At 70.5% G+C, this 19,036-nt stretch carries 20 protein-coding genes; 6 read left to right on the plus strand and 14 right to left on the minus strand.

What is annotated here, in order from left to right:
- Nucleotides 1-364 precede the first annotated feature (364 nt).
- From J2Y70_RS06435 to ccmA, 10 genes are all read right to left on the minus strand, one after another.
- Nucleotides 365-1,477 carry a homoserine O-acetyltransferase gene (locus J2Y70_RS06435; RefSeq protein ID WP_309914877.1) on the minus strand — a complete coding sequence of 371 codons (1,113 nt, stop codon included), beginning with the start codon at nt 1,475-1,477 and terminating at the stop codon, nt 365-367.
- A 459-nt stretch (nt 1,478-1,936) separates the two neighbouring features.
- Nucleotides 1,937-3,013 (minus strand): tetratricopeptide repeat protein, encoded by a 1,077-nt coding sequence (locus J2Y70_RS06440; RefSeq protein ID WP_309914880.1) that lies wholly within the window; start codon nt 3,011-3,013, stop codon nt 1,937-1,939.
- Nucleotides 3,014-3,017: 4 nt separating this feature from the next.
- The gene (locus J2Y70_RS06445; protein ID WP_309914883.1) at nt 3,018-3,461 is read right to left on the minus strand and encodes a cytochrome c-type biogenesis protein; all 444 of its coding nucleotides are present in this window, start codon (nt 3,459-3,461) and stop codon (nt 3,018-3,020) included.
- Nucleotides 3,458-4,066: a DsbE family thiol:disulfide interchange protein gene (locus J2Y70_RS06450; RefSeq protein ID WP_309916200.1), complete on the minus strand. Its 609-nt coding sequence runs from the start codon at nt 4,064-4,066 to the stop codon at nt 3,458-3,460. The genes J2Y70_RS06445 and J2Y70_RS06450 overlap by 4 nt, the downstream gene beginning before the upstream one ends.
- Nucleotides 4,063-5,997: a heme lyase CcmF/NrfE family subunit gene (locus J2Y70_RS06455; RefSeq protein ID WP_309914886.1), complete on the minus strand. Its 1,935-nt coding sequence runs from the start codon at nt 5,995-5,997 to the stop codon at nt 4,063-4,065. The genes J2Y70_RS06450 and J2Y70_RS06455 overlap by 4 nt, the downstream gene beginning before the upstream one ends.
- Nucleotides 5,998-6,117: 120 nt before the next feature.
- Nucleotides 6,118-6,570 (minus strand): cytochrome c maturation protein CcmE, encoded by a 453-nt coding sequence (ccmE, locus tag J2Y70_RS06460; protein ID WP_263397986.1) that lies wholly within the window; start codon nt 6,568-6,570, stop codon nt 6,118-6,120.
- Entirely contained in the window at nt 6,567-6,740 is a 174-nt protein-coding gene (locus J2Y70_RS06465) for a heme exporter protein CcmD (protein WP_309914891.1), read from the minus strand. The genes ccmE and J2Y70_RS06465 overlap by 4 nt, the downstream gene beginning before the upstream one ends.
- On the minus strand, nt 6,737-7,486 hold the full coding sequence (gene ccmC, locus J2Y70_RS06470) for a heme ABC transporter permease CcmC (protein ID WP_309914893.1): 750 nt from the start codon (nt 7,484-7,486) through the stop codon (nt 6,737-6,739). The genes J2Y70_RS06465 and ccmC overlap by 4 nt, the downstream gene beginning before the upstream one ends.
- Nucleotides 7,487-7,601: 115 nt before the next feature.
- Entirely contained in the window at nt 7,602-8,297 is a 696-nt protein-coding gene (gene ccmB, locus J2Y70_RS06475) for a heme exporter protein CcmB (RefSeq protein ID WP_179563973.1), read from the minus strand.
- Nucleotides 8,294-8,941 (minus strand): heme ABC exporter ATP-binding protein CcmA, encoded by a 648-nt coding sequence (gene ccmA / locus J2Y70_RS06480; RefSeq protein ID WP_263397989.1) that lies wholly within the window; start codon nt 8,939-8,941, stop codon nt 8,294-8,296. The genes ccmB and ccmA overlap by 4 nt, the downstream gene beginning before the upstream one ends.
- 229 nt (nt 8,942-9,170) lie before the next feature.
- On the opposite strand from ccmA, the gene J2Y70_RS06485 reads away from it, so the two are divergent.
- The 3 genes from J2Y70_RS06485 to J2Y70_RS06495 all read left to right on the plus strand — a co-directional run bounded on the left by J2Y70_RS06485 (nt 9,171) and on the right by J2Y70_RS06495 (nt 11,806).
- Nucleotides 9,171-10,319, plus strand: coding sequence for a pyridoxal phosphate-dependent aminotransferase (locus tag J2Y70_RS06485; RefSeq protein WP_309914904.1), 1,149 nt, complete (start codon nt 9,171-9,173; stop codon nt 10,317-10,319).
- A 125-nt stretch (nt 10,320-10,444) separates the two neighbouring features.
- The gene (locus J2Y70_RS06490; protein WP_309914908.1) at nt 10,445-11,281 is read left to right on the plus strand and encodes an amidohydrolase; all 837 of its coding nucleotides are present in this window, start codon (nt 10,445-10,447) and stop codon (nt 11,279-11,281) included.
- A gap of 90 nt (nt 11,282-11,371) precedes the next feature.
- Nucleotides 11,372-11,806: a hypothetical protein gene (locus tag J2Y70_RS06495; RefSeq protein WP_263397993.1), complete on the plus strand. Its 435-nt coding sequence runs from the start codon at nt 11,372-11,374 to the stop codon at nt 11,804-11,806.
- A gap of 82 nt (nt 11,807-11,888) precedes the next feature.
- Here the strand turns inward: J2Y70_RS06495 and J2Y70_RS06500 are convergent, their stop codons facing one another.
- The 4 genes from J2Y70_RS06500 to J2Y70_RS06515 all read right to left on the minus strand — a co-directional run bounded on the left by J2Y70_RS06500 (nt 11,889) and on the right by J2Y70_RS06515 (nt 16,745).
- Complete coding sequence (locus tag J2Y70_RS06500; RefSeq protein WP_309914913.1) at nt 11,889-12,581, minus strand: hypothetical protein; 693 nt, start codon at nt 12,579-12,581, stop codon at nt 11,889-11,891.
- 628 nt (nt 12,582-13,209) lie between these two features.
- On the minus strand, nt 13,210-14,772 hold the full coding sequence (locus J2Y70_RS06505; RefSeq protein ID WP_263397995.1) for a pseudouridine synthase: 1,563 nt from the start codon (nt 14,770-14,772) through the stop codon (nt 13,210-13,212).
- Entirely contained in the window at nt 14,765-15,784 is a 1,020-nt protein-coding gene (scpB, locus tag J2Y70_RS06510; protein ID WP_309914915.1) for an SMC-Scp complex subunit ScpB, read from the minus strand. The genes J2Y70_RS06505 and scpB overlap by 8 nt, the downstream gene beginning before the upstream one ends.
- Before the next feature lie 22 nt (nt 15,785-15,806).
- Nucleotides 15,807-16,745 carry a ScpA family protein gene (locus J2Y70_RS06515; protein WP_263397997.1) on the minus strand — a complete coding sequence of 313 codons (939 nt, stop codon included), beginning with the start codon at nt 16,743-16,745 and terminating at the stop codon, nt 15,807-15,809.
- A gap of 363 nt (nt 16,746-17,108) precedes the next feature.
- On the opposite strand from J2Y70_RS06515, the gene J2Y70_RS06520 reads away from it, so the two are divergent.
- From J2Y70_RS06520 to J2Y70_RS06530, 3 genes are all read left to right on the plus strand, one after another.
- On the plus strand, nt 17,109-17,408 hold the full coding sequence (locus J2Y70_RS06520; protein ID WP_309914918.1) for a YciI family protein: 300 nt from the start codon (nt 17,109-17,111) through the stop codon (nt 17,406-17,408).
- Entirely contained in the window at nt 17,405-17,704 is a 300-nt protein-coding gene (locus J2Y70_RS06525) for a BolA family protein (protein ID WP_309914920.1), read from the plus strand. Before J2Y70_RS06520 ends, J2Y70_RS06525 begins: the two co-directional genes overlap by 4 nt.
- A 247-nt stretch (nt 17,705-17,951) precedes the next feature.
- Nucleotides 17,952-18,971, plus strand: a complete 1,020-nt coding sequence (locus J2Y70_RS06530) for a LacI family DNA-binding transcriptional regulator (RefSeq protein ID WP_309914923.1) — start codon at nt 17,952-17,954, stop codon at nt 18,969-18,971.
- Nucleotides 18,972-19,036: the final 65 nt, after the last annotated feature.

Here is a 19,036-nt window from a genome sequence, read left to right on the forward strand (position 1 = left end):
CGTTGCATCGTCGCGAGCGGTGCCGCGTAGCCTGGCGCCATCAACCATGATGAGAAACCGCGAGCCATCCGTCAGCGAGCACCTCTCGGAGCCGAACTACATGTCGGGGCTGAAGCCCCTCCTACAAAAAGCAGCAGATTCCTGCGGTCGCAAGAAGCTCCTTGTAGGAGCGGCTTCAGCCGCGACCAACGCAACAGGCAGCAGCGAACTTTCCGAGACAGGATGCAGTCGGGACTGAAGTCCCTCCCACAAGAGGCCTTGGGCCTCTACGTTGCCGGAAATCCTTGTGGGAGCGACTTCAGTCGCGACGAGCAGAGCGTTGAATCATCCGCCTGCCATTGCGGCCGGGGCACACATCCGCCCGCTACAGCGCGTCCAGAAACCCCTTCACCGCCGGCCCGAAGCGCGCGAAATCCACCAGGAACGCATCGTGGCCCTGCGGCGAGTCCAGGCCCAGGAACTGCGCATCGGCGCCGCCGGCGCGCAGGCCGTCGGCGATCTGCTGCTGCTGCTGCACCGGGAACAGGATGTCGGTGTTGGCGCCGATCGCCAACGCGCGCTCGACGTGGATCGTCGCCAGTCCGGCGAGCACGTCGCCATCGGCGTACTCGGCCAGGTCGAACCAGTCCATCGAACGGCTCAGGTACAGGTAGCAGTTCGGATCGAAGCGGCGCACGAAGCGCCGCGCATGGCCTTCCAGATAGCTTTCGACCTGGAACTCCAGGCCGAACGGGTCGTCGTGCGCCTGCTCCGAATCCAGCCGCACGCGACCGAAGCGGCCGTCCCATTCCAGCGCCGAGCGGTAGGTGATGACGCCCAGCTTGCGCGCCATGCGCATGCCCGACTCGGGATAGGTGGCCTCGTCGTAGTCGCCGCCGTTCCAGTTCGGATCCAGACGGATCGCTTCGCGCTGCAGGGAGCGGATCGCGATCGAGAACGGCAACGCCTGCGCGCTGCCGGAGATGTTGATGTGGCTGCGCGCCAGCCGCGGATGCCGGCGCAACAGCGCCAGCGCGGTCATGCCGCCCATCGAGTTGCCGATCAGGCAGGCCAGCCGTTCGATGCCCAGCGTGCGCACCACGTGCGCGGCGGCGTCGGCGACGTCCTCGATCGACAGCTCCGGGAAGCGCAGGCGATACGGCTGCGCGTCGTCCGGATGCGGCGAGGACGGACCGGTCGAGCCCTTGCAGCTGCCCAACGAATTCACGCAGATCACGAACCAGCGCTGGGTGTCGATCGGCTTGCCGGCGCCGAGCATCGCCTCCCACCAGCCGGGGCTGGGATCGTCGGCATGCGCGGCGGCGTGCGCGTCCGGCGACAGCCCGGTGACGATCAGGATCGCGTTGCTGCGGTCCGGCGCCAGCGTGCCCCAGGTTTCGTAGGCGACGCGCGCATCGCGCAGCTGGCCGCCGCGCTTCATCGGGAACGGCGAGGGCAGGGCGAGGAAGCGGCTGCCGGGAGGGATGAATTCGGTCATGCGCCGATTCTAGCCGTGCGGCGGCGGGCGCGGCGTGCGCGCAGCGTGGCGGAGGACGATGCGGAGGCGATGCACGCAAGGCCGATGTTCCTCTAGGAGCAGCTTCAGCCGCGACATCGGCGCCGGAAGGATGTCGGCTACGGAAAATCTCTGTCGCGGCTGAAGCCGCTCCTACAGGAGCATCCGTCAGGCTCTCCGATCACTAACTCCACTGGCGCCGCCGCGGGGAGCGTTACCGTGACCGGCACAGTTTTTAGGTCGCCTTCCTGGCGCATCGCGTTGCCGCTGGTCGAGAGCCGCGGCAGGACCTGCGTACGGTGTGGCGAAGGACGATGCGGCGGCGACGCGCAAGGTCACTGCTCCCTGTAGGAGCGGCTTTAGCCGCGACATTGGTGCCGGAAAGATGTCGGCTGCGGAAAATCTCTGTCGCGGCTGAAGCCGCTCCTACAGGAGGACCCGTCAGCGCTTTCCGATCACCAGTTCCACCGGCGTCGCCGTCGGCAGCGTCACCGTGACCGGTGCCGATTCCAGGTCGCCTTCCTGGCGCATCGCGTTGCCGCTGGCCGAGAGCCGCGCCAGGACCTGCACCTGCTTCAGTTGCGAGAGCTTCTGCGTCGGCATCGGGCTGTCGGCGTCGCTCAGGGTCACGCGCAGCGGCAGCGCTTGCAGCGGATGCTTCTGCACCGCGACCGGCATCGGCGGGCCGCCGGGCACGCGCGCGATCACGAACACGCTGGCGTCGCCGCGCAGGCGCACGCGTGCGGCGAATTCCGGGTCCAGCGATACCGCAACGCTGAGCGTGCCGGCAGCGGCGGGGGCAGGCGAAGCTGCGGCGTTCGGCGCGGCCGTTGCGCTTGCCGTAGCCGTTGCCGCCGCGCCTGGCGCAGCGGCCGGCAGCGCCGGCAACCCGGCATCGGCGCGCGCCGCATCGATCTGTGGGCGCAGCGCGGCGGCGGTGGCCGCATCCACGCGTGGCAGCAGCGCTTCCCAGGTGGCGGCGGCCTCGGCATTCCGGCCGCGCTGGCGCTGCGCGATGCCCAGGAACCACGCGGCGCGCTCGCTGTCCGGCGCCACCTGCAAGGCGTGCCGCAGCCACGCAATGCCCTGGTCGTCGAACTGGCGCTGCGGATCGGCGAGCGCACGCGCTTCGGCCGCCGGCACCAGCCATTGCGCTTCGTCCGGCGCCAGCTGCACCGCGCGCGCGAACGCGGCGGCGGCCTCGGCGGGGCGGCCCAGCGACATCTGCGAGCGCGCCAACAGCGCCCAGCCGTCGGCGCGATTGGGGTCCTTGGCCAGCGTCGCCTTTAGTTGCGCCACGCCGTCTTCCAGGGTGCGCGGCGCCTCGCGGTTCTGCGCCTGCAGCGCGCGCGGCGTGCCAACCAGCGCGTACAGCGCGGCCGACGCCACGCCCAGCGCCAGCACCGCCACGACCAGCAGCGCCATTCCGCCTCGGCCGCGCCGCAACGGCCACAGCACCGCAGCGAAGACCAGCGCGGCCAGGACCGCCGCGGCGCCATGCATGCCCCAGCTCAGCATCGGCTCACCATTCCTGTTCGTCCTGCGCCGGCGGCGCCGCGTCGGCCGGCGCGCGGCGGCGCACCACCCACACCAGCAGCAGCGCGCCCGCACCGAGCAACGCCAGCGGTCCGAACCACAGCAGCCAGGTGCGCGATTCCACCTGCGGCCGATACAGCACGAATTCGCCGTAGCGATCGACCAGGAAGCGCTTGATCTGCGCGTCCGATTTTCCCTGCTGCATCAATTGCAGCACTTCGCGACGCAGGTCCAGCGCGATCTGCGCATGCGAGTCGGCCAGCGACTGGTTCTGGCACTGCACGCAACGCAGTTCGGCGGTCAGCGCATGGAAGCGCGCTTCCTCGGCCGCCGAGCGATAGGCCAGCGGCGTCGGGTCGGACGCCGGCTGCGCGCCTGCGTGCGCGGCGCAGGCCAGCAGTACCAGCAGCACGAGCCAGCGGCAGTTCACGGCGCAGCCCGGCCCTGTTTGGAGGTCGGCGCATCGCGTTCGGCCTTGAGCAGCGCCGGCAGCAGTTCGTCCTGGACGATCTGGTCGGTCAGCGCGCCGGAATGCTTCCAGCGCACCACGCCGTGCGCGTCGACCAGGAACGTCTCCGGCGCGGCGGCCACGCCCCAGTCGATCGCGGTGCGCCCGTCCGGGTCGAACAGCACCACGAAGAACGGGTTGCCCAACTGCTCCAGCCAGTGCAGCGCGTCTTCGCGCGTGTCTTTCCAGTCGTAGCCGATCACCCGCACGCGCTTGGTCAGCGCGAAGCGGGTCAGCACCGGATGTTCCTCGCGGCACGCCGGGCACCAGCTGCCCCACACGTTGAGCACGTACGGCGCGCCGCGCAGCTCGGTGCTGCGCACGCGGATCGACGCATCGTGCAGTACTGGCAGCTCGAACGCCGGCGCCGGCTTGCCGATCAGCGCCGACGGCAGCGCGTCGCGATCGGCCATGCCCGAACGCTGTACCGCATAGAACATCAGCGCCAGCAGGCCGAGGAAGAACAGGGCGCCGAGCACGATGGCGGCAAGCGGCAGGCGGCGGCGGGGAGCAGGGGCGGACATCAGGATTTCTCCGGGGAACGACGGAAGCGCCGGTCGCCGGCGGTGACGAAGCCACCCAGCGCCATCAGCGCCGCGCCGAGCCAGATCCAGCGAACGAACGGTTTGACATGCAGGCGCATCGCCCAGGCGTTGCCGCCCAGCGGTTCGCCCAGGGCGATGTAGACATCGCCGAACAGGCCGGGGTGGATGCCGGCCTCGCTCAGGCTCTGGCCACCGCTGGCGTACACACGCTTCTCCGGATGCAGCAGCGCCAGCGGATGGTCGTCGCGCAACACCTGCACGTGCGCGCGTTCGGACACGTAGTTGGGGCCGCGGATCTCGTCCAGGCTCTGGAACTCGAAACGGTAGCGGCCCATCTGCAGGCTCTGCCCCGGCGCCAGCGCCACTTCGCGTTGCTGGTCCAGCGCTTCGACCAGCAGCGCGCCGGTCAGGAACACCGCGATGCCGGCGTGGGCCAGGGTCATGCCCAGCATCTCGGCGGTGAAGCGGCTGCCCTTGAGCTGGAACCGGCTCCACACGAAGCGCGCGGTGCCGAGCAGCACCCAGGCCGCGCCGGCCACGCCGGCGGCGGTCTTCCACGGGCCCTGCGGCGCCAGGAAGAAGCCGAGCACACCGGCCAACAGGGCAAGCCCGGCCCACGGCGCCAGCAGCGCCAGCGGCCGCGACGGCTGTTCGCGCTGCCAGCGGGTCAGCGGCCCGAACGGCAGCAGCGCCACCAGCGGCGCCATCAGCACCACGAACAGGGTGCCGAAGTAGGGCGGGCCGACCGACAGCTTGCCCAGCCCCAGCGCGTCGGCCAGCAGCGGATACAGCGTGCCCAGCAGCACCATCGCGCAGGCGCAGGTCAGCAGCAGGTTGTTGGCCAGCAGCAGGGTCTCGCGCGAGGATGCGGCGAAGCGCTGGCGCTCGTCGCCGGCCGTGGCGCCGATGCGCCCGCCGCGCAGCGCGTACAGCAGCAGTGCGCCGCCGCAGACCAGGCTCAGGAACACCAGGATGAACAGCCCGCGGCTGGGATCGGCGGCGAATGAGTGCACGCTGGTCAGCACTCCCGAGCGCACCAGGAACGTGCCCAGCAGCGACAGCGAGAATGCGGCGATCGCCAGCAGCAGCGTCCAGGCGGTGAAGCTGCCGCGCTTTTCGGTCACCGCCTGCGAATGCAGCAGCGCCGCGCCGGCCAGCCACGGCATGAAGCTGGCGTTCTCCACCGGGTCCCAGAACCACCAGCCGCCCCAGCCCAGCTCGTAGTACGCCCACCAGCTGCCCAGCGCGATGCCGATGGTCAGGAAGCCCCAGGCCACGTTGGTCCACGGCCGCGTCCAGCGCAGCCAGCGCGCATCGACATGGCCGTCGAGCAGCGCGGCGATCGCGAACGCGAACGGCACCGCGAAGCCGACGTAGCCGGCGTACAGCAGCGGCGGGTGGATCACCAGGCCCGGGTCCTGCAGCAGCGGATTGAGGTCGCGGCCTTCCAGCGGCGCCGGCAGCAGCCGCGCGAACGGGTTGGAGGTGAACAGCAGGAACGCCAGGAAGCCCAGGCTGACCAGCGCCAGCGTGCCGATCACCCGCGCCATCACCGGCGTCGGCAGGCTGCGCGAGAACAGCGCCACCGCGCCGGTCCACAGCGCCAGGATCAGCGTCCACAGCAGCAGCGAGCCTTCGTGCGCGCCCCACACCGCCGAATAGCGGTACATCAGCGGCAGCAGCGAGTTGGAATTCTCGGCCACGTAGCGCACCGAAAAGTCCTGCACCAGGAACGCATGGGTCAGCACCGCGAAGGCGCCGGCGACCAGCGCCAGCTGCGCGAACGCGGCCGGCCGCGCCACCGCCATCCAGCGCGCGTCGCCGCGCTGCGCACCGGCCAACGGCACCACCGCCTGCAGCAGCGCCGCGAGCAGGGCCAGGATCAGCAGGACTTGGCCGAGTTCAGGGAGCATGGTGAAGCCGGGACTCGGGACTCGGGACTCGGGACCCGGAAAAGCCAACGCTCAGGCCGCGCGCGGTCTTGCTGTTACGAGTCCCGAGTCCCGAGTCCCGAGTCCCGCAAAACACTCCCGTCACTGCGCCGTCTCCGGCACAGCGTGCTTGCGATGCGCACTGCCCATCTTGTCTTCCAGTTCCTTGGGCATGTAGGTCTCGTCGTGCTTGGCCAGCACGTCCTCGGCCACGAACACGCCGTCGCGCATGCGCCCGGTGGCCACCACCGCCTGGCCCTCGCGGAACAGGTCGGGCAGGATCCGGTCGTAGCTGACGGTCAGCTGCGCGTCGCCGTCGGTGACCCGGAACCGTGCCAGCAGCGAACCGGGCGCGCGCTGGAACGAGCCTTTCTCGACCATGCCGCCGAGGCGGAAGCGCGCGTGCTCGCCGGTCTTGCCGGCCAGCACTTCGGCCGGGGTGTACAGGTAGGCGGTATTGCGCTGCAGGGCCATCGCCACCAGCGTGGTGGTCAGGCCGGCGGCCAGCACCAGCACCATCAGCAGCAGCAGGCGGCGCTTGCGTTGCGGGTTCATCGGCTCAGGTCCAGCGTGGCCGGGTCGGCCTTGGGTTGCTGCTTGCGCTGCGCGCGCAGCCGCGCCGCGCGCAGGGCGCCGCGCAGCTGCAGCCGCGCCAGCACGAAGTCGGCCAGCAGCACGCCGACGAACACCGCATAGGCGCCGATCACGTAGGGCAGGTAGTTCATGCGCGCGCCTCCGCCAGTTTCGCCACCCAGTCCTTGCCGGCCTCGCGGCGCAGGTTGTCGGCGCGCGCGCGCGCCAGCAGCGAGCCGGCGAACCAGAACTTGGTCGCCGCCACCATCAGCCACAGCGGCGGCAGCATGCTCGCATCCATGCTCGACTCGCCGAACAGGCGGATGGTCTGGCCCTGGTGCAGCGAATTCCACCACACCACCGAATAGCGGATCACCGGCAGCAGCACCACGCCGACGATGGCCAGCAGCCCGGCGGCGCGCGCGGCGTTGCGGCGGTCCTCGATCGCCAGGTACAGGCCCATCACCCCGATGTACAGGAACAGCAGGATCAGTTCGGTGGTCAGGCGCGGGTCCCAGTCCCACCAGGCGCCCCACATCGGCTTGCCCCAGATGCTGCCGGTCAGCAGGGTGATCACGGTGAAGGCGGCGCCGATCGGCGCGCAGGCCATCGCCAGCACCTCGCACAGCTTGATCCGCCACACCGCCGCGATCGCCGCGTACAGCGCCATCAGCCCGAACACGAACAGGCTCATCCAGGCGCTGGGCACGTGGATGTAGAGGATGCGGAAGGCGTCGCTCTGCAGGCGGTCGGCCGGCACCACGAACAGCGCCTGCCAGATGCCCAGCCCGCCCAGCAGCAGCGCGGCCAGGTAGCACCACGGCGTCCAGCGCGCGGCGAAGCGGTCGAAGGCGGGGGGCGAGCCGAGTTGGTGGAACCAGCGGACGACGGAGGACATGCGGTCGATTCTAGCGGGCGGAGGGCGTGCTACGGTGCGGCGACAACGGTGCGACGATAGCGCAGGACAAGGCGATGGTGCGGCCCGCGACGCGTTGGCGCTGCGCCACGTGCGCTCAGCTCAACGAGATGCGGATCGCCGCCGCCGCCGCCAGCGGCGCCAGCACCAGTCCCAGCACCAATCCGGCCGCCAGCAGCAGCAGGCCGCCGCTGGGGTCCAGGCCCTGCGCGGCGGCCGCCACGCTGCCGGCGCCGAACACCAGCACCGGCACGTACAGCGGCAGCGCCAGCAGCGCGACCAGGATCCCGGCGCGCTTCATGCTCACCGTCAACGCCGCCACCACTGCGCCGATCAGGCTCAGCAGCGGCGTGCCCAGCGCCAACGATGCCAGCAGCACCGGCATTCGGTCATGCGGCAGGTGCAGCAATTCGCCGAGCAGCGGGGTCGCCACGATCAGCGGCAGCGCGGTGGTCAGCCAGTGCAGCAGCACCCGCACCAGCACCAGCCAGGCCAGCGGCACCGGCGCCAGCAGCCACTGTTCCAGCGAGCCGTCCTCGGCGTCGCCGCGGAACAGGCTGTCCAGCGCCAGCAGCCCGGCCAGCAGCGCCGCCAGCCACAGCGCGGCGCCGGCGACCTCGCCGAGCAGGCGCGGCTGGTTGCCCAGCGCCAGCGCGAACAGGGCCACGATCAGCAGCGCGAACAGCGCCGGCTGCAGCGCGTCGCCGCGGCGCCGCCACAGCAGGCGCAGGTCGCGCAGCAGCAGCGCGCGGGTGGCCTGCCACAACGAGGGCACCGGCGCGGCCAGGCTCATGCCGCCACCCCGCTCAGGCTCAGCATGCGCGTACGCACCGGCGGCGCGGCGTAGGCGCCATGGGTGGTGACCAGCGCCGCGCCGCCGCTGCGCAGGTGCGCGGCGATCATCCGGTTGACCAGGGTGATGCCGTCCAGGTCGAGGTTGGCGTAGGGCTCGTCGAGCAGCCACAGCGGCGCCGGCGACAGCCACACCCGGGCCAGCGCCAGGCGCTTCTTCTGCCCGGCCGACAGCTGCCGCACCAGCGTGTCCTCGTAGCCGGCCAGGCCGACGATGGCCAGCGCGCTGCCCGGCATCTGCTTGGCGCGGCGGCCCTGCAGGCCGCACAGGTAGTGCAGGTTCTCCAGCGTGCTCAGGTCCGCCTTCAGCGCGCCCAGGTGGCCCAGGTAGGCCATGTAGCGCGCGCGGTCGCCGCGGCGCACGGGATGGCCGTCGATCTCGATGCGCCCGGCCTCGGCGCGCAGCAGCCCGACCAGCACGCGCAGCAGCGTGGTCTTGCCGGCGCCGTTGTCGCCCTGCACCAGCAGCGCTTCGCCGGCATCCAGGTGGAAGTCCAGCGGGCCGAACACGGCGGCGTCGTCGCGGGCGAAGGTGAGCCCGTGCGCGGCCAGCAGCGGCGGCGGGGAATGCAACGGATCGGTCATTGGCGAAGGGCCGCAGCGGACGGCGCGGCGGCAGGCGGTGGGTGCGGGAGGCGCGCATTGTATCGGCATGCGGCCGCCCGCCGCGGGCGCCGCTGCACGGCGTGCGGCGCCTGTGGCGTGGCGCGGCGGCGCACGCCGTGCAGGGAACGCTGTTTTGCGTGGCGGCGGCGCATCGCCGGCAAGCGGCTTTGCGTACACTCGGCGCTTTCCCGCTCCCGTACCCGGACGCATGCACCCGCAGACCAAGCTGCCCAAGGTGGGCACCACCATCTTCACCGTGATGTCGCAACTGGCCGCCGAGCACGGCGCGGTCAACCTGGGCCAGGGCTTTCCCGACTTCGCCGCGCCGGCGCGGCTGATCGACACGCTCGCCCAGGCGATGCGCGACGGCCACAACCAGTACCCGCCGATGACCGGAGTGCCGGCGCTGCGCCAGGCGATCGCCGGCAAGGCACTGCGCTGCTACGGCGCGCAGGTCGACCCGGACACCGAGGTCACCGTGACCAGCGGCGCCACCGAGGCACTGTTCAACGCGATCCATGCGGTGGTGCGGCCGGGCGAGGAAGTGATCGTGCTGGATCCGGCCTACGACAGCTACGAGCCGGCGATCGACCTGGCCGGCGCGCGCGCGGTGCACGTGCCGCTGGACCCGCAGACCTTCGCGGTGGACTGGGAGCGGGTCCGCGCGGCGATCACCCCGCGCACGCGGCTGCTGATCCTCAACAGCCCGCACAACCCGTCCGGCGCGATGCTCGGCGCCGACGACCTGCAGGCGGTCGCCGAGCTGCTGCGCGGCAGCGACATCTTCCTGATCTCCGACGAGGTCTACGAACACATCGTGTTCGACGGCCGCCGCCACGAATCGGTGCTGCGCTGGCCGGAACTGCGCGAGCGCGCCTTCGTCATCTCCAGCTTCGGCAAGACCTACCACTGCACCGGCTGGAAGATCGGCTACGCGATCGCGCCGCCGGCGCTCAGCGCCGAGTTCCGCAAGGTCCACCAGTACAACACCTTCACCAGCTTCGGCCCGGCCCAGTACGCCTTCGCCGCGATGATCCGCGACGAACCCGAGCACGACGAGCAGCTGGGCGCGTTCTACCAGGCCAAGCGCGACCGCTTCCGCGAACAGCTGCTGACCACCCGGCTGAAGCCGTTGCCGGTGCCGGGCGGTTATTTCCAGCTGGTCGACTATTCGGCGATCAGCGACCTGCCCGACACCGAGTTCGTGAAGTGGCTGACCATCGAGAAGGGCGTGGCCGCGATCCCGCTGTCGCCGTTCTACCAGACCCCGCCGCCCGGCCAGCGCCTGGCGCGGCTGTGCTTCGCCAAGAACGAAGCAACGCTGGATGCCGCGATCGAGCGATTGCGGCGGCTCTGACGAGCCGCCGGGACCAGGGACCGGGGACCGGGGACCCGGAAGAGCAAAAGCCGCTCGCTCTTGATTTTCCGGGTCCCCGGTCCCTGGTCCCTGGTCCCGATCCTTCAAACCTCCGGACACTCTGCATGCACCCCATCGACCTCCGCATCTCCCTGGTCCAAGGCGACACCCGCTGGCACGATCCGGCCGGCAATCGCGCGCACTACGCCGAACTGCTGGCGCCGCTGGTCGGTGCTACCGACCTGGTGATCCTGCCGGAGACCTTCACCAGCGGCTTCTCCAACGAGGCGCTGGATCAGGCCGAGGGCATGGACGGGCCGACCGTGGCCTGGATCCGCGAGCAGGCGGCGCGGCTGGGCGCGGCGGTGACCGGCAGCGTGCAGTTGCGCGTGGCCGGCGAGGATGGGGCGACCCAGGTCTTCAATCGCCTGCTGTGGGCCACGCCCGACGGCGCGCTGCAGCACTACGACAAGCGCCACCTGTTCCGCTACGCCAACGAGCACCAGCGCTATGCCGCCGGGCGCGAGCGGCTGTGCGTGGACTGGAAGGGCTGGCGGATCAATCCGCAGGTCTGCTACGACCTGCGCTTCCCGGTGTTCTGCCGCAACCGCTACGACGTCGAACGCCCGGGCCAGCTGGACTTCGACCTGCAACTCTTCGTCGCCAACTGGCCGTCGGCGCGCGCCTATCCGTGGCGCACGCTGCTGCGCGCGCGCGCGATCGAGAACCTGTGCTTCGTGGCCGCGGTCAACCGGGTGGGCGAGGACGGCAACGGCCTGCACTATGCCGGCGACAGCGCGGTGATCGATTTCCTCGGCCAGCCGCAGCTGGAGATCCGCGAGCGCGAGCAGGTGGCCACCACCACGATCTCGGCGGCGGCGCTGGCCGCGCACCGCGAGCGCTTCCCGGCGATGCTCGATGCCGACGCCTTCAGCCTCGGCGCGGCCAACGCCGATCGCTGAACGGCGCCGTGCCGGACCCGGTTTCCACCACGCCGCCTTGGGCGGCGCGCTGCTAGGCTCGGCGTCGTTTTCACATCCACGGAGCGTGCCATGAACAAGCTGTTGACCACCGCCGCGCTGCTCGCCGGCATCGCCTTCATGCCGCAGGCGCATGCCGCCGGCAACATCGATTGCCAGTTGCGCTTCAACCTGTCCGGCTGGTCGGTGTTCTACAAGACCGCGTCCGGCACCGGCACCATCACCTGCGACAACGGCTCCAAGATCCCGGTCAAGATCAGCGCCAAGGGCGGCGGGCTGAGCGTGGGCAAGTCGAAGATCGTCGACGGCCGCGGGCGTTTCACCGGCGCCTACACCCTAAACGACCTGTTCGGCACCTACGCAACGGCTGAGGCGCACGCCGGCGCGGCCAAGTCCTCCGACGCGCAGGTGATGACCAAGGGCGATATCTCGCTGGCCCTGGCCGGCACCGGCAAGGGCTGGGACCTGGGCGTAGCGGTCGGCGGCTTCACCATCGAGCGGCGCTGAGCCGCGCGGCGCCGCCTGCGATCGCAGCGGCGCCGGGGCGCAGCGGGTCGCTTGAAAAAGCCCGCTGCGCCGGCAGTTGCGCTTACTGCTGGGCGAACACCCAGGCCAGCTGGCCGCGCACCGGTTCCTTGGCGGCCAATGCCTGCCTGTACAGCGTGCGCGCGGCCCAGCAGGCGTCCTCGTCGCTGGCCTGCGCCATCTGCGGCAACACCTTCACCAGGCGCTGCTGCTCATCGGAGGGCAGGCCACCGATCAGGCTGCTCATCGCCGCTTCCACGTCGGCCGGTGCCACCGTCTGCGGCGGCGTATTGCTCAGCTGCGCATCGGTGGCCTTGAGCGACACCTCGAACCAGCGATCGATCTGCGCCGGCGGCAGCGTCTCCAGGCCCTGCAGCATCGCCGCGCTCATCGCCTGCGCATCGTTGGGATTGCCGCCGCGCGCCAGCAGCGCGCACTTGGGCACGTCCACCTTGTCGCTGACCGCGGCCAGGATCTCCAGGCGCTGTTCGAGCGTGGCGTGGTCCAGCCGCGCGATGCCCTTCTGCGCCAGTTCGAAGCCGGCGCGCTGCGCCTGCGCCTTGTCGCCCTGCTTGAGCAGCGCCACGTAGCGCGGGTCGTTGACCAGCTTGCGCAGCATGCGGTCGAACGGCTCGTGCAGCGGCGAGCTCTTGGGGTAGGGGTTCTGCGCGGCGGCGACTTCTTCCTGCACTTTCTTGCAGGCGCCCAGGCTCAGCACGGCGGCGATCAACAACGGCAGCAGTATCTTCCGTGACATGGAGATATCCCGATAGGTGAGTGCGCCGCCGAGGAGCGGCAGCGAGGCCGGCTAGGATATCGGCTTCGCGCTGCGCGCGCATGGGCGCGCACCTGCCGATCGGCCAAGGCGACCGGGTCGGAGACCGTCCTCACCAACGGATGCCGCCATCGGGCTGCCGACGCGCCCATGCCGCTGGCTGTGGGGGCGGTTTCGCCGCGCGCAGCCCGCGTGGCGCACGAGTTCCTCAATGCCTGGACCATGCGGTTCGCGGCCGGGAGCGGCGCGCAAGCTGTTCGCGGGCAACGGCCTGTACACGAGCACTTGCCCGAGCCGCAGTGGGTATCGCGAACTCGATGGGAGGGACGCCGCGCGTATCCCGCGAGGCGCACGTGTCCTTGCCACGTGGTTCGCAGCCGGGCGCGGCACGCGCGCTGCTCGCGTGCGGCGGCCTGCACGCGGTCGCTAGCCCGAAACGCGGTGGGGACCGTGATCGGCGTGGGCTTGGTCCGCGTCCGGCCGGTCGTATTGCTCGGGATCAGGCCATCCGTTGCGATCCACCGTATCCGCTCCCAGCAAAAAGGGCCCCGCTTGCGCAGGCGCCCTTGATCCTGGTCGACGTGACCGGCGCGGACGCCGGTGCTGTCGCTCAGCCGCCGCCGCGTGGACCGCGGTTGCCGCCGCCGGGGCGGCCGCCGCCACCCGGACGCCCGCCGCCGGGGCGGTTGCCGCCAGGACGACCGCCGGGGCCGCCCGGGCCGCGTTTCTGTCCGTCGGCACGCGGGCCGGCCGGACGCGCCGAGCGCGGGGCGGCGCCGTAGGGGCTGAAACCGGGGTTGGCGTGGTCGGACGGGAAGCTCGGTGCATTGCCCGGATGCCCGTACGGGTGCGCCTTGCGCTGGCCTTGTCCCTGACCCTGGCCGCCGCGGCCCGGGCCTGCGCCCTGGCCGGCACCGGCACCGGCGGGGCGCGGCTTGCCGTAGGGCCGGCCTTGTCCCTGGCCCTGGCCGCCACGGCCTGGGCCGGGACCGGCATTGCGGTGGCCGGTCGGGCCGGTGCTGACGCCGTCGGGCACGTACCAGGTGCGGAACGCGGCCGGGTTGCCGTCCGGCAGCGGCTTGGGACCCTTCGGGTTGCGCTGCTTGAACGGCTTCTGCGCCTGCTGGGCGGCCATCTCGCCGCTGACCGTAAGCCCGCCGTGCGGTTTCTTGCCGCCGCGGCCGCGGCCGCGGTCCTCGCGGAAGTTGTCGAAGCGGCGCAGCTCGCGGCCTTCGTCGGCGACGTTGTGGCCGTTGACGTAGGCGTTGCCGCCGCGGCCGACCTGCACGGTGGCCTTGGCCGCCTTGCGCTGGCCGATCACCGGCTGCAGGGTCAGCGCCGACGGCGTGCCTTCCTCCAGCTTCAGTTCGGCGCGCAGCGCCTCGACCTTGTCCTGCGCCAGCTCCAGCGACTGCCCGCGCAGCAGTTCGCGCGGCAGCGCCACCTTGCCGTAGCGGGTGCGCTTGAGGCGGCTGACCTGGCAGCCCTGCGATTCCCACAGCCGGCGCACTTCGCGGTTGCGGCCTTCCTTGACCACGACGCGGAACCAGTCGTGCGAATCGGTGCCGCCGATCCGTTCGATCTCGTCGAACTTGGCGCCGCCGTCCTCCAGCAGCACGCCGCGCGAGAGGCGCTCGACCATGCTGTCGGGCACCTTGTCCTCGCCTTCCGGGGCGCGCACGCGCACCACGTACTCGCGCTCGATCTCATAGGACGGATGCATCATCGCGTTGGCCATCTCGCCATCGGTGGTCAGCAGCAGCAGCCCGGTGGTATTGATGTCCAGGCGGCCGATCGCGATCCAGCGCGCGCCCTTCAGTGCCGGCAGCGCCTCGAAGATGGTCGGGCGGCCTTCGGGATCCTCGCGGGTGGTCACTTCGCCTTCGGGCTTGTTGTAGATCAGCACGCGCGCCGGCTCGGTCAGCGCGCTGGCGACGAAGCTGCGGCCGTCCAGCTCGATCTTGTCGCCGCTCTTGACCGACATGCCGGTCTGCGCGACCTCGCCGTTGACCTTGACCAGGCCGTCGGCGATGCGCTGTTCCAGCGCGCGGCGCGAACCCAGGCCGGCCTGCGCCAGGACCTTGTGCAGGCGTTCTTCCAGTTTCGGCTGCTCGGCGGCATCACGCTTGAGCGAGAGCTTGTTCAACGACGGCTTGCGGGAGGTGTCACTCATTTACTTGGCTCCGGCCGGCGCGCGGTGCGTCGGCCTGTGGTTCGGAATCGGCATCGTCAACAGCCACGGTCGTCGTCGCGACGGCGTTGTCTTCGGCTTCGTTCGCATCCGCCGCGCGCTCGCCCGGCGCGGCTTCGGGTTCGCCCGTCGGGGCGGTATCGGGAAACGAGGCATCGGCCGTGGTGGCGTCTGCATCGGTGTCGCTTTCGGTGTCGGTATCGCCATCGCTGTGCGCGGCGGCCGTTTCGTCTGCAGCGTGGGGATCGGCTGCGCTGTCGGCTTCGGCCTGAGCATCTGGATCGGGTGCAGTATCCGGATCGGATGTGGTGTCGTTGTCGACGCTCGCCTCGGCAGGCGCCACGTCAACTGCGCCGGCATCCGTTGCCGACTTGGCCGCGTCGGCATCGCCATCGGCCGCTCCGGCCTGGGCCATGTCGCCGACCGGCAGGGTGTCGCGGTCCAGCTGCAGCTGCGGTTCCAGTTCGCCGATGTCCTTCAGTTCCGACAGCGGCGGCAGTTCGTCCAGGCGCTTGAGCCCGAAGTAGTCCAGGAAGCCCTTGGTGGTGCCGAACAGCGCCGGCTTGCCGGGCACGTCGCGGTGCCCGACCACGCGGATCCACTCGCGCTCTTCCAGCGCCTGGATGATGTTGCTGCTGACCGCCACGCCGCGCACCTGCTCGATCTCGCCGCGGGTGATCGGCTGGCGATAGGCGATCAGCGCCAGCGTCTCCAGGGTGGCGCGGGTGTAGCGGGTCTTGCGTTCGGTCCACAGCCGCGCCACCCACGGGTGCACCTCGCTGTTGACCTGGTAGCGGAAGCCGGAGGCCACTTCCACCAGTTCCACGCCGCGCCCGGCGCAGGCCTCGCGCAGCTGCTCCAGCGCGCGCTCGATGCTGCCCGGCGGCGCCGGCTCGTCCTCGGGGAACAGGCCGTGCAGCTGGGCCAGCGGCAGCGGCTGGTTGGCGGCGAGCAGGGCGGCCTCGACGATGCGGTTGATCAGCGCTTGATCCATGCGTAAGTGGGTCTTCGTGGACTCAGGTAGGGTCGTTGGCGGCGTCGGTGTCGTCGAACTCGCTGTTGAACTGCAGCGGTTCGTTGGTGTTGCCCAGCGCCAGCGACTTGACGTAGATCGGCGCCAGCGGCAGCCGTTCGCCGTTGCGCACGACGTGCTCCATCGGCTCCTGGACGATGTCCAGCAGCTGTTCCTTGGCCAGTTCCAGCAAGGCCAGGAAGGTGACCAGCACGCCGAGCTTGCCTTCCTCGGCGTTGAACAGCGATTCGAAACGGTAGAACCGGCCGTCGTCCAGCCGGCTCAGCACATCGCCCATCCGCTGCCGCACGCTCAGCGCCTCGCGCTTGATCGCGTGGCCGCTGAACAGCTCGGCGCGCTTGAGCACGTCGTACAGCGCCAGCAGCATCTCCTTCAGCTCCACCGGCGGCGGCAGCTTCACCGCAGCGCGGTCCGGCACGTGCGCCTGCACCGGCGTGGTGTCGCGGTCCTGCCGCGGCAGCGCGTCGATGTCCTCGGCGGCCTGCTTGAAGCGTTCGTACTCCTGCAGGCGGCGCACCAGCTCGGCGCGCGGATCGGCTTCCTCGCCTTCCTGCGCCGGCGGCCGCGGCAGCAGCATGCGCGACTTGATCTCGGCCAGGATCGCGGCCATCACCAGGTATTCGGCCGCCAGTTCGAAGCGCAGCTCCTGCATCACGTTGATGTAGTCCACGTACTGCCGGGTGATCTCGGCGACGGGGATGTCCAGGATGTCCAGGTTCTGCCGGCGGATCAGGTACAGCAGCAGGTCCAGCGGGCCTTCGAACGCATCCAGGATCACTTCCAGTGCATCCGGCGGGATGTACAGGTCCTGCGGGATCTGCAGCACCGGCTGCCCATGCACCACCGCCAGCGGCATTTCCTGCTGCTGTGGCGCGGTCGGCTGGATTGGCGGGTTCGCGGCGAGCGCGAGTTCAGAGGTCATCGATTGGACATCAGGTGTTGCGGTAGCGAAGGGCCGGGCAGGGGCGATCCGGCTCGGCGCCTTGCCTGCAGTACTGCGGTTCACGTCGCGTCATCCCCGCAACGCGATCCACACTTCAACAGGACACAAGGCGTACGCCGCACGAGTCGCGGCGACGGAACAGCTCGAGGATGACGTCTGCGCGGGCGGGTATCGGGCAGCGAATCGGTCGTCGGAAGGGGCTGGGGCGCCAATCACCGACGGGCCGCTGCATCCGGCCGCGTGCAATGGAACCAAGGGTAATGCGCCTGCCGGGTCGGTGTCCAGCGCTGTGGCGCTAGAATTGTGCGGGGTTCATATGCGAAGCGAAGGGCAGGTGGCGCGATGTGGTACGTGATCGAGGGATACGACGGCGCCGATGCGCTGCCGCGGCGGGCGGCGGCGCGGCCGCCGCACCTGGCCCGGCTGGTGGCGCTGCAGGAGGCCGGACGCCTGCTGCTGGCCGGTCCATGCCCGGCGATCGACGCCGAGGATCCGGGCCCGGCCGGCTTCAGCGGCAGCCTGGTGGTGGCCGAATTCGACTCGCTGGCGCAGGCCCGGGCGTGGGCGGAGGCCGACCCGTACGTGGCCGCGGGCGTGTATGCGGGGGTCGAAGTGCGGCCGTTCCGGAAGACCTTGCCATGAGCGCGCCAGCCCCGAGCGAGGCCGCCGCAGACCGGGTCGAGCGCATCCGCACGGCGCTGCAGGCGGCGTTCGCGCCGCAGGCGCTGGAGGTCGAGGACGACAGCCATCGCCATGCCGGCCATGCCGGTGCGCGCGACGGGCGCGGGCATTTCAATGTCCGTATCGTCAGCGCCGCCTTCGCGGGGATGGCGCCGCTGGCCCGGCACCGCGCGGTCTATGCCGCGCTCGGCGAGATGATGCAGACCGACATCCACGCGCTGTCGATCCGCGCCGAAGTGCCGCGCGACGTCGCCTGACAGGTCGTCGCATTCCGGCGCAAACGGCGCGGCCAGGCCTGCCGACGCGCCGGAACAGGGGCAAAAATCCGGGATACATGCGTCGATTATGCTGCGTCGCATCATGATTCGGCCGATTTCCCGTTTGCCCAACTAGCTGAATCCAAAAGAATTTATTGGAAAAATAACAAAAGGCTTCTGCCTCGCGCTGAAAACGATTACAGTCCGCGCCAGTTTCTCACTAGTCACTGCCGCGGAGGGCGGCACGATGGCGAAGAGCGCGGTCACCATCAAAGATGTCGCACGCGAGGCCCGGGTATCCGTGGCCACGGTGTCGCGTGCGCTCAACGGCCACGAGAACGTCGCCGAGCCGGTGCGCAAGCTGGTGCTCGAGGTGGCCGAGCGGTTGCGCTACAGCCCGCACGCGGCCGCGCGCAGCCTCAGCAGCCGCTCGACCCAGACCATCGGCGTGGTGCTGCCGGACCTGTACGGCGAGTTCTTCTCCGAGCTGATCCGCGGCATCGACGGTGCCGCCCGCGCGCGCCGCCAGCACCTGCTGGTGTCCAGCTACCACGGCGATCCGGAAGAGCAGGGCCGCGCGCTGCGCGCGATGCGCGGGCGCGTGGACGGCCTGCTGGTGCTGTCGCCGTACGCCGAACGCCCCGGCTTCCTCACCGACAACCTGCCGCAGGCGTTGCCGACGGTGTTGATCAACACCCATCTGCCCGATGCCGACTACCCGGTGCTGAGCATCGACGACCACGCCGGCGCGGTGGCGATGACCGAGCACCTGTTGGCGATGGGCCATCGCCGCATCGCCTTCGTCGCCGGTCCGGAACTGAACTTCGATGCGCGCGAGCGCCTGCGCGGGTTCCGCGACGTCATCGCCGCCCATCCGGGCGTGGCCGAAGGCCAGGAGTTTCCGGGCGACTTCGACGAGGCCTCGGGCCATCGCGCGGGGCAGGCGATGCTGCAGGCCGGCACGCTGCCGGACGCGGTGTTCGCCGCCAACGACATGACCGCGCTCGGCTGTCTGTACGCCTTCGCCCAGGCCGGCGTGCGCGTACCCGACGACGTCGCCCTGGCCGGTTTCGACGACATCCCGCTGGCGCGTTTCGTTCACCCGTCTCTCACCACGATGCAGGTGAGTATCGCCGGCCTTGGCGAGCAGGCGATGCGGCGTTTGCTGCAATTGATCGACCAGCCCGGAAGCGACGCGCGGCATCGGCAAACGCTGACGCCGCTGCTGGTCGTGCGCGATTCGAGCATCAACGCAAGGAAACAATAGGTGGCGCAACGTCGTCGCCGCCTGTTTGTCGCTGTCGTTCATAACGCTTCACTTGTTGCACTTTT

It is taken from the genome of Xanthomonas sp. 1678, from assembly GCF_031455575.1.
GTDB lineage: Bacteria > Pseudomonadota > Gammaproteobacteria > Xanthomonadales > Xanthomonadaceae > Xanthomonas_A.

Coding starts and splice junctions, on each gene's coding strand:
- J2Y70_RS06435 (WP_309914877.1), bottom strand. CDS start 1,477: ATGACCGAATTCATCCCTCCCGGCAGCCGCTTCCTCGCCCTGCCCTCG.
- J2Y70_RS06440 (WP_309914880.1), bottom strand. CDS start 3,013: ATGCTGAGCTGGGGCATGCATGGCGCCGCGGCGGTCCTGGCCGCGCTG.
- J2Y70_RS06455 (WP_309914886.1), bottom strand. CDS start 5,997: ATGCTCCCTGAACTCGGCCAAGTCCTGCTGATCCTGGCCCTGCTCGCG.
- ccmE (WP_263397986.1), bottom strand. CDS start 6,570: ATGAACCCGCAACGCAAGCGCCGCCTGCTGCTGCTGATGGTGCTGGTG.
- J2Y70_RS06465 (WP_309914891.1), bottom strand. CDS start 6,740: ATGAACTACCTGCCCTACGTGATCGGCGCCTATGCGGTGTTCGTCGGC.
- ccmC (WP_309914893.1), bottom strand. CDS start 7,486: ATGTCCTCCGTCGTCCGCTGGTTCCACCAACTCGGCTCGCCCCCCGCC.
- ccmB (WP_179563973.1), bottom strand. CDS start 8,297: ATGAGCCTGGCCGCGCCGGTGCCCTCGTTGTGGCAGGCCACCCGCGCG.
- ccmA (WP_263397989.1), bottom strand. CDS start 8,941: ATGACCGATCCGTTGCATTCCCCGCCGCCGCTGCTGGCCGCGCACGGG.
- J2Y70_RS06485 (WP_309914904.1), top strand. CDS start 9,171: ATGCACCCGCAGACCAAGCTGCCCAAGGTGGGCACCACCATCTTCACC.
- J2Y70_RS06490 (WP_309914908.1), top strand. CDS start 10,445: ATGCACCCCATCGACCTCCGCATCTCCCTGGTCCAAGGCGACACCCGC.
- J2Y70_RS06495 (WP_263397993.1), top strand. CDS start 11,372: ATGAACAAGCTGTTGACCACCGCCGCGCTGCTCGCCGGCATCGCCTTC.
- J2Y70_RS06500 (WP_309914913.1), bottom strand. CDS start 12,581: ATGTCACGGAAGATACTGCTGCCGTTGTTGATCGCCGCCGTGCTGAGC.
- J2Y70_RS06505 (WP_263397995.1), bottom strand. CDS start 14,772: ATGAGTGACACCTCCCGCAAGCCGTCGTTGAACAAGCTCTCGCTCAAG.
- scpB (WP_309914915.1), bottom strand. CDS start 15,784: ATGGATCAAGCGCTGATCAACCGCATCGTCGAGGCCGCCCTGCTCGCC.
- J2Y70_RS06515 (WP_263397997.1), bottom strand. CDS start 16,745: ATGACCTCTGAACTCGCGCTCGCCGCGAACCCGCCAATCCAGCCGACC.
- J2Y70_RS06520 (WP_309914918.1), top strand. CDS start 17,109: ATGTGGTACGTGATCGAGGGATACGACGGCGCCGATGCGCTGCCGCGG.
- J2Y70_RS06525 (WP_309914920.1), top strand. CDS start 17,405: ATGAGCGCGCCAGCCCCGAGCGAGGCCGCCGCAGACCGGGTCGAGCGC.
- J2Y70_RS06530 (WP_309914923.1), top strand. CDS start 17,952: ATGGCGAAGAGCGCGGTCACCATCAAAGATGTCGCACGCGAGGCCCGG.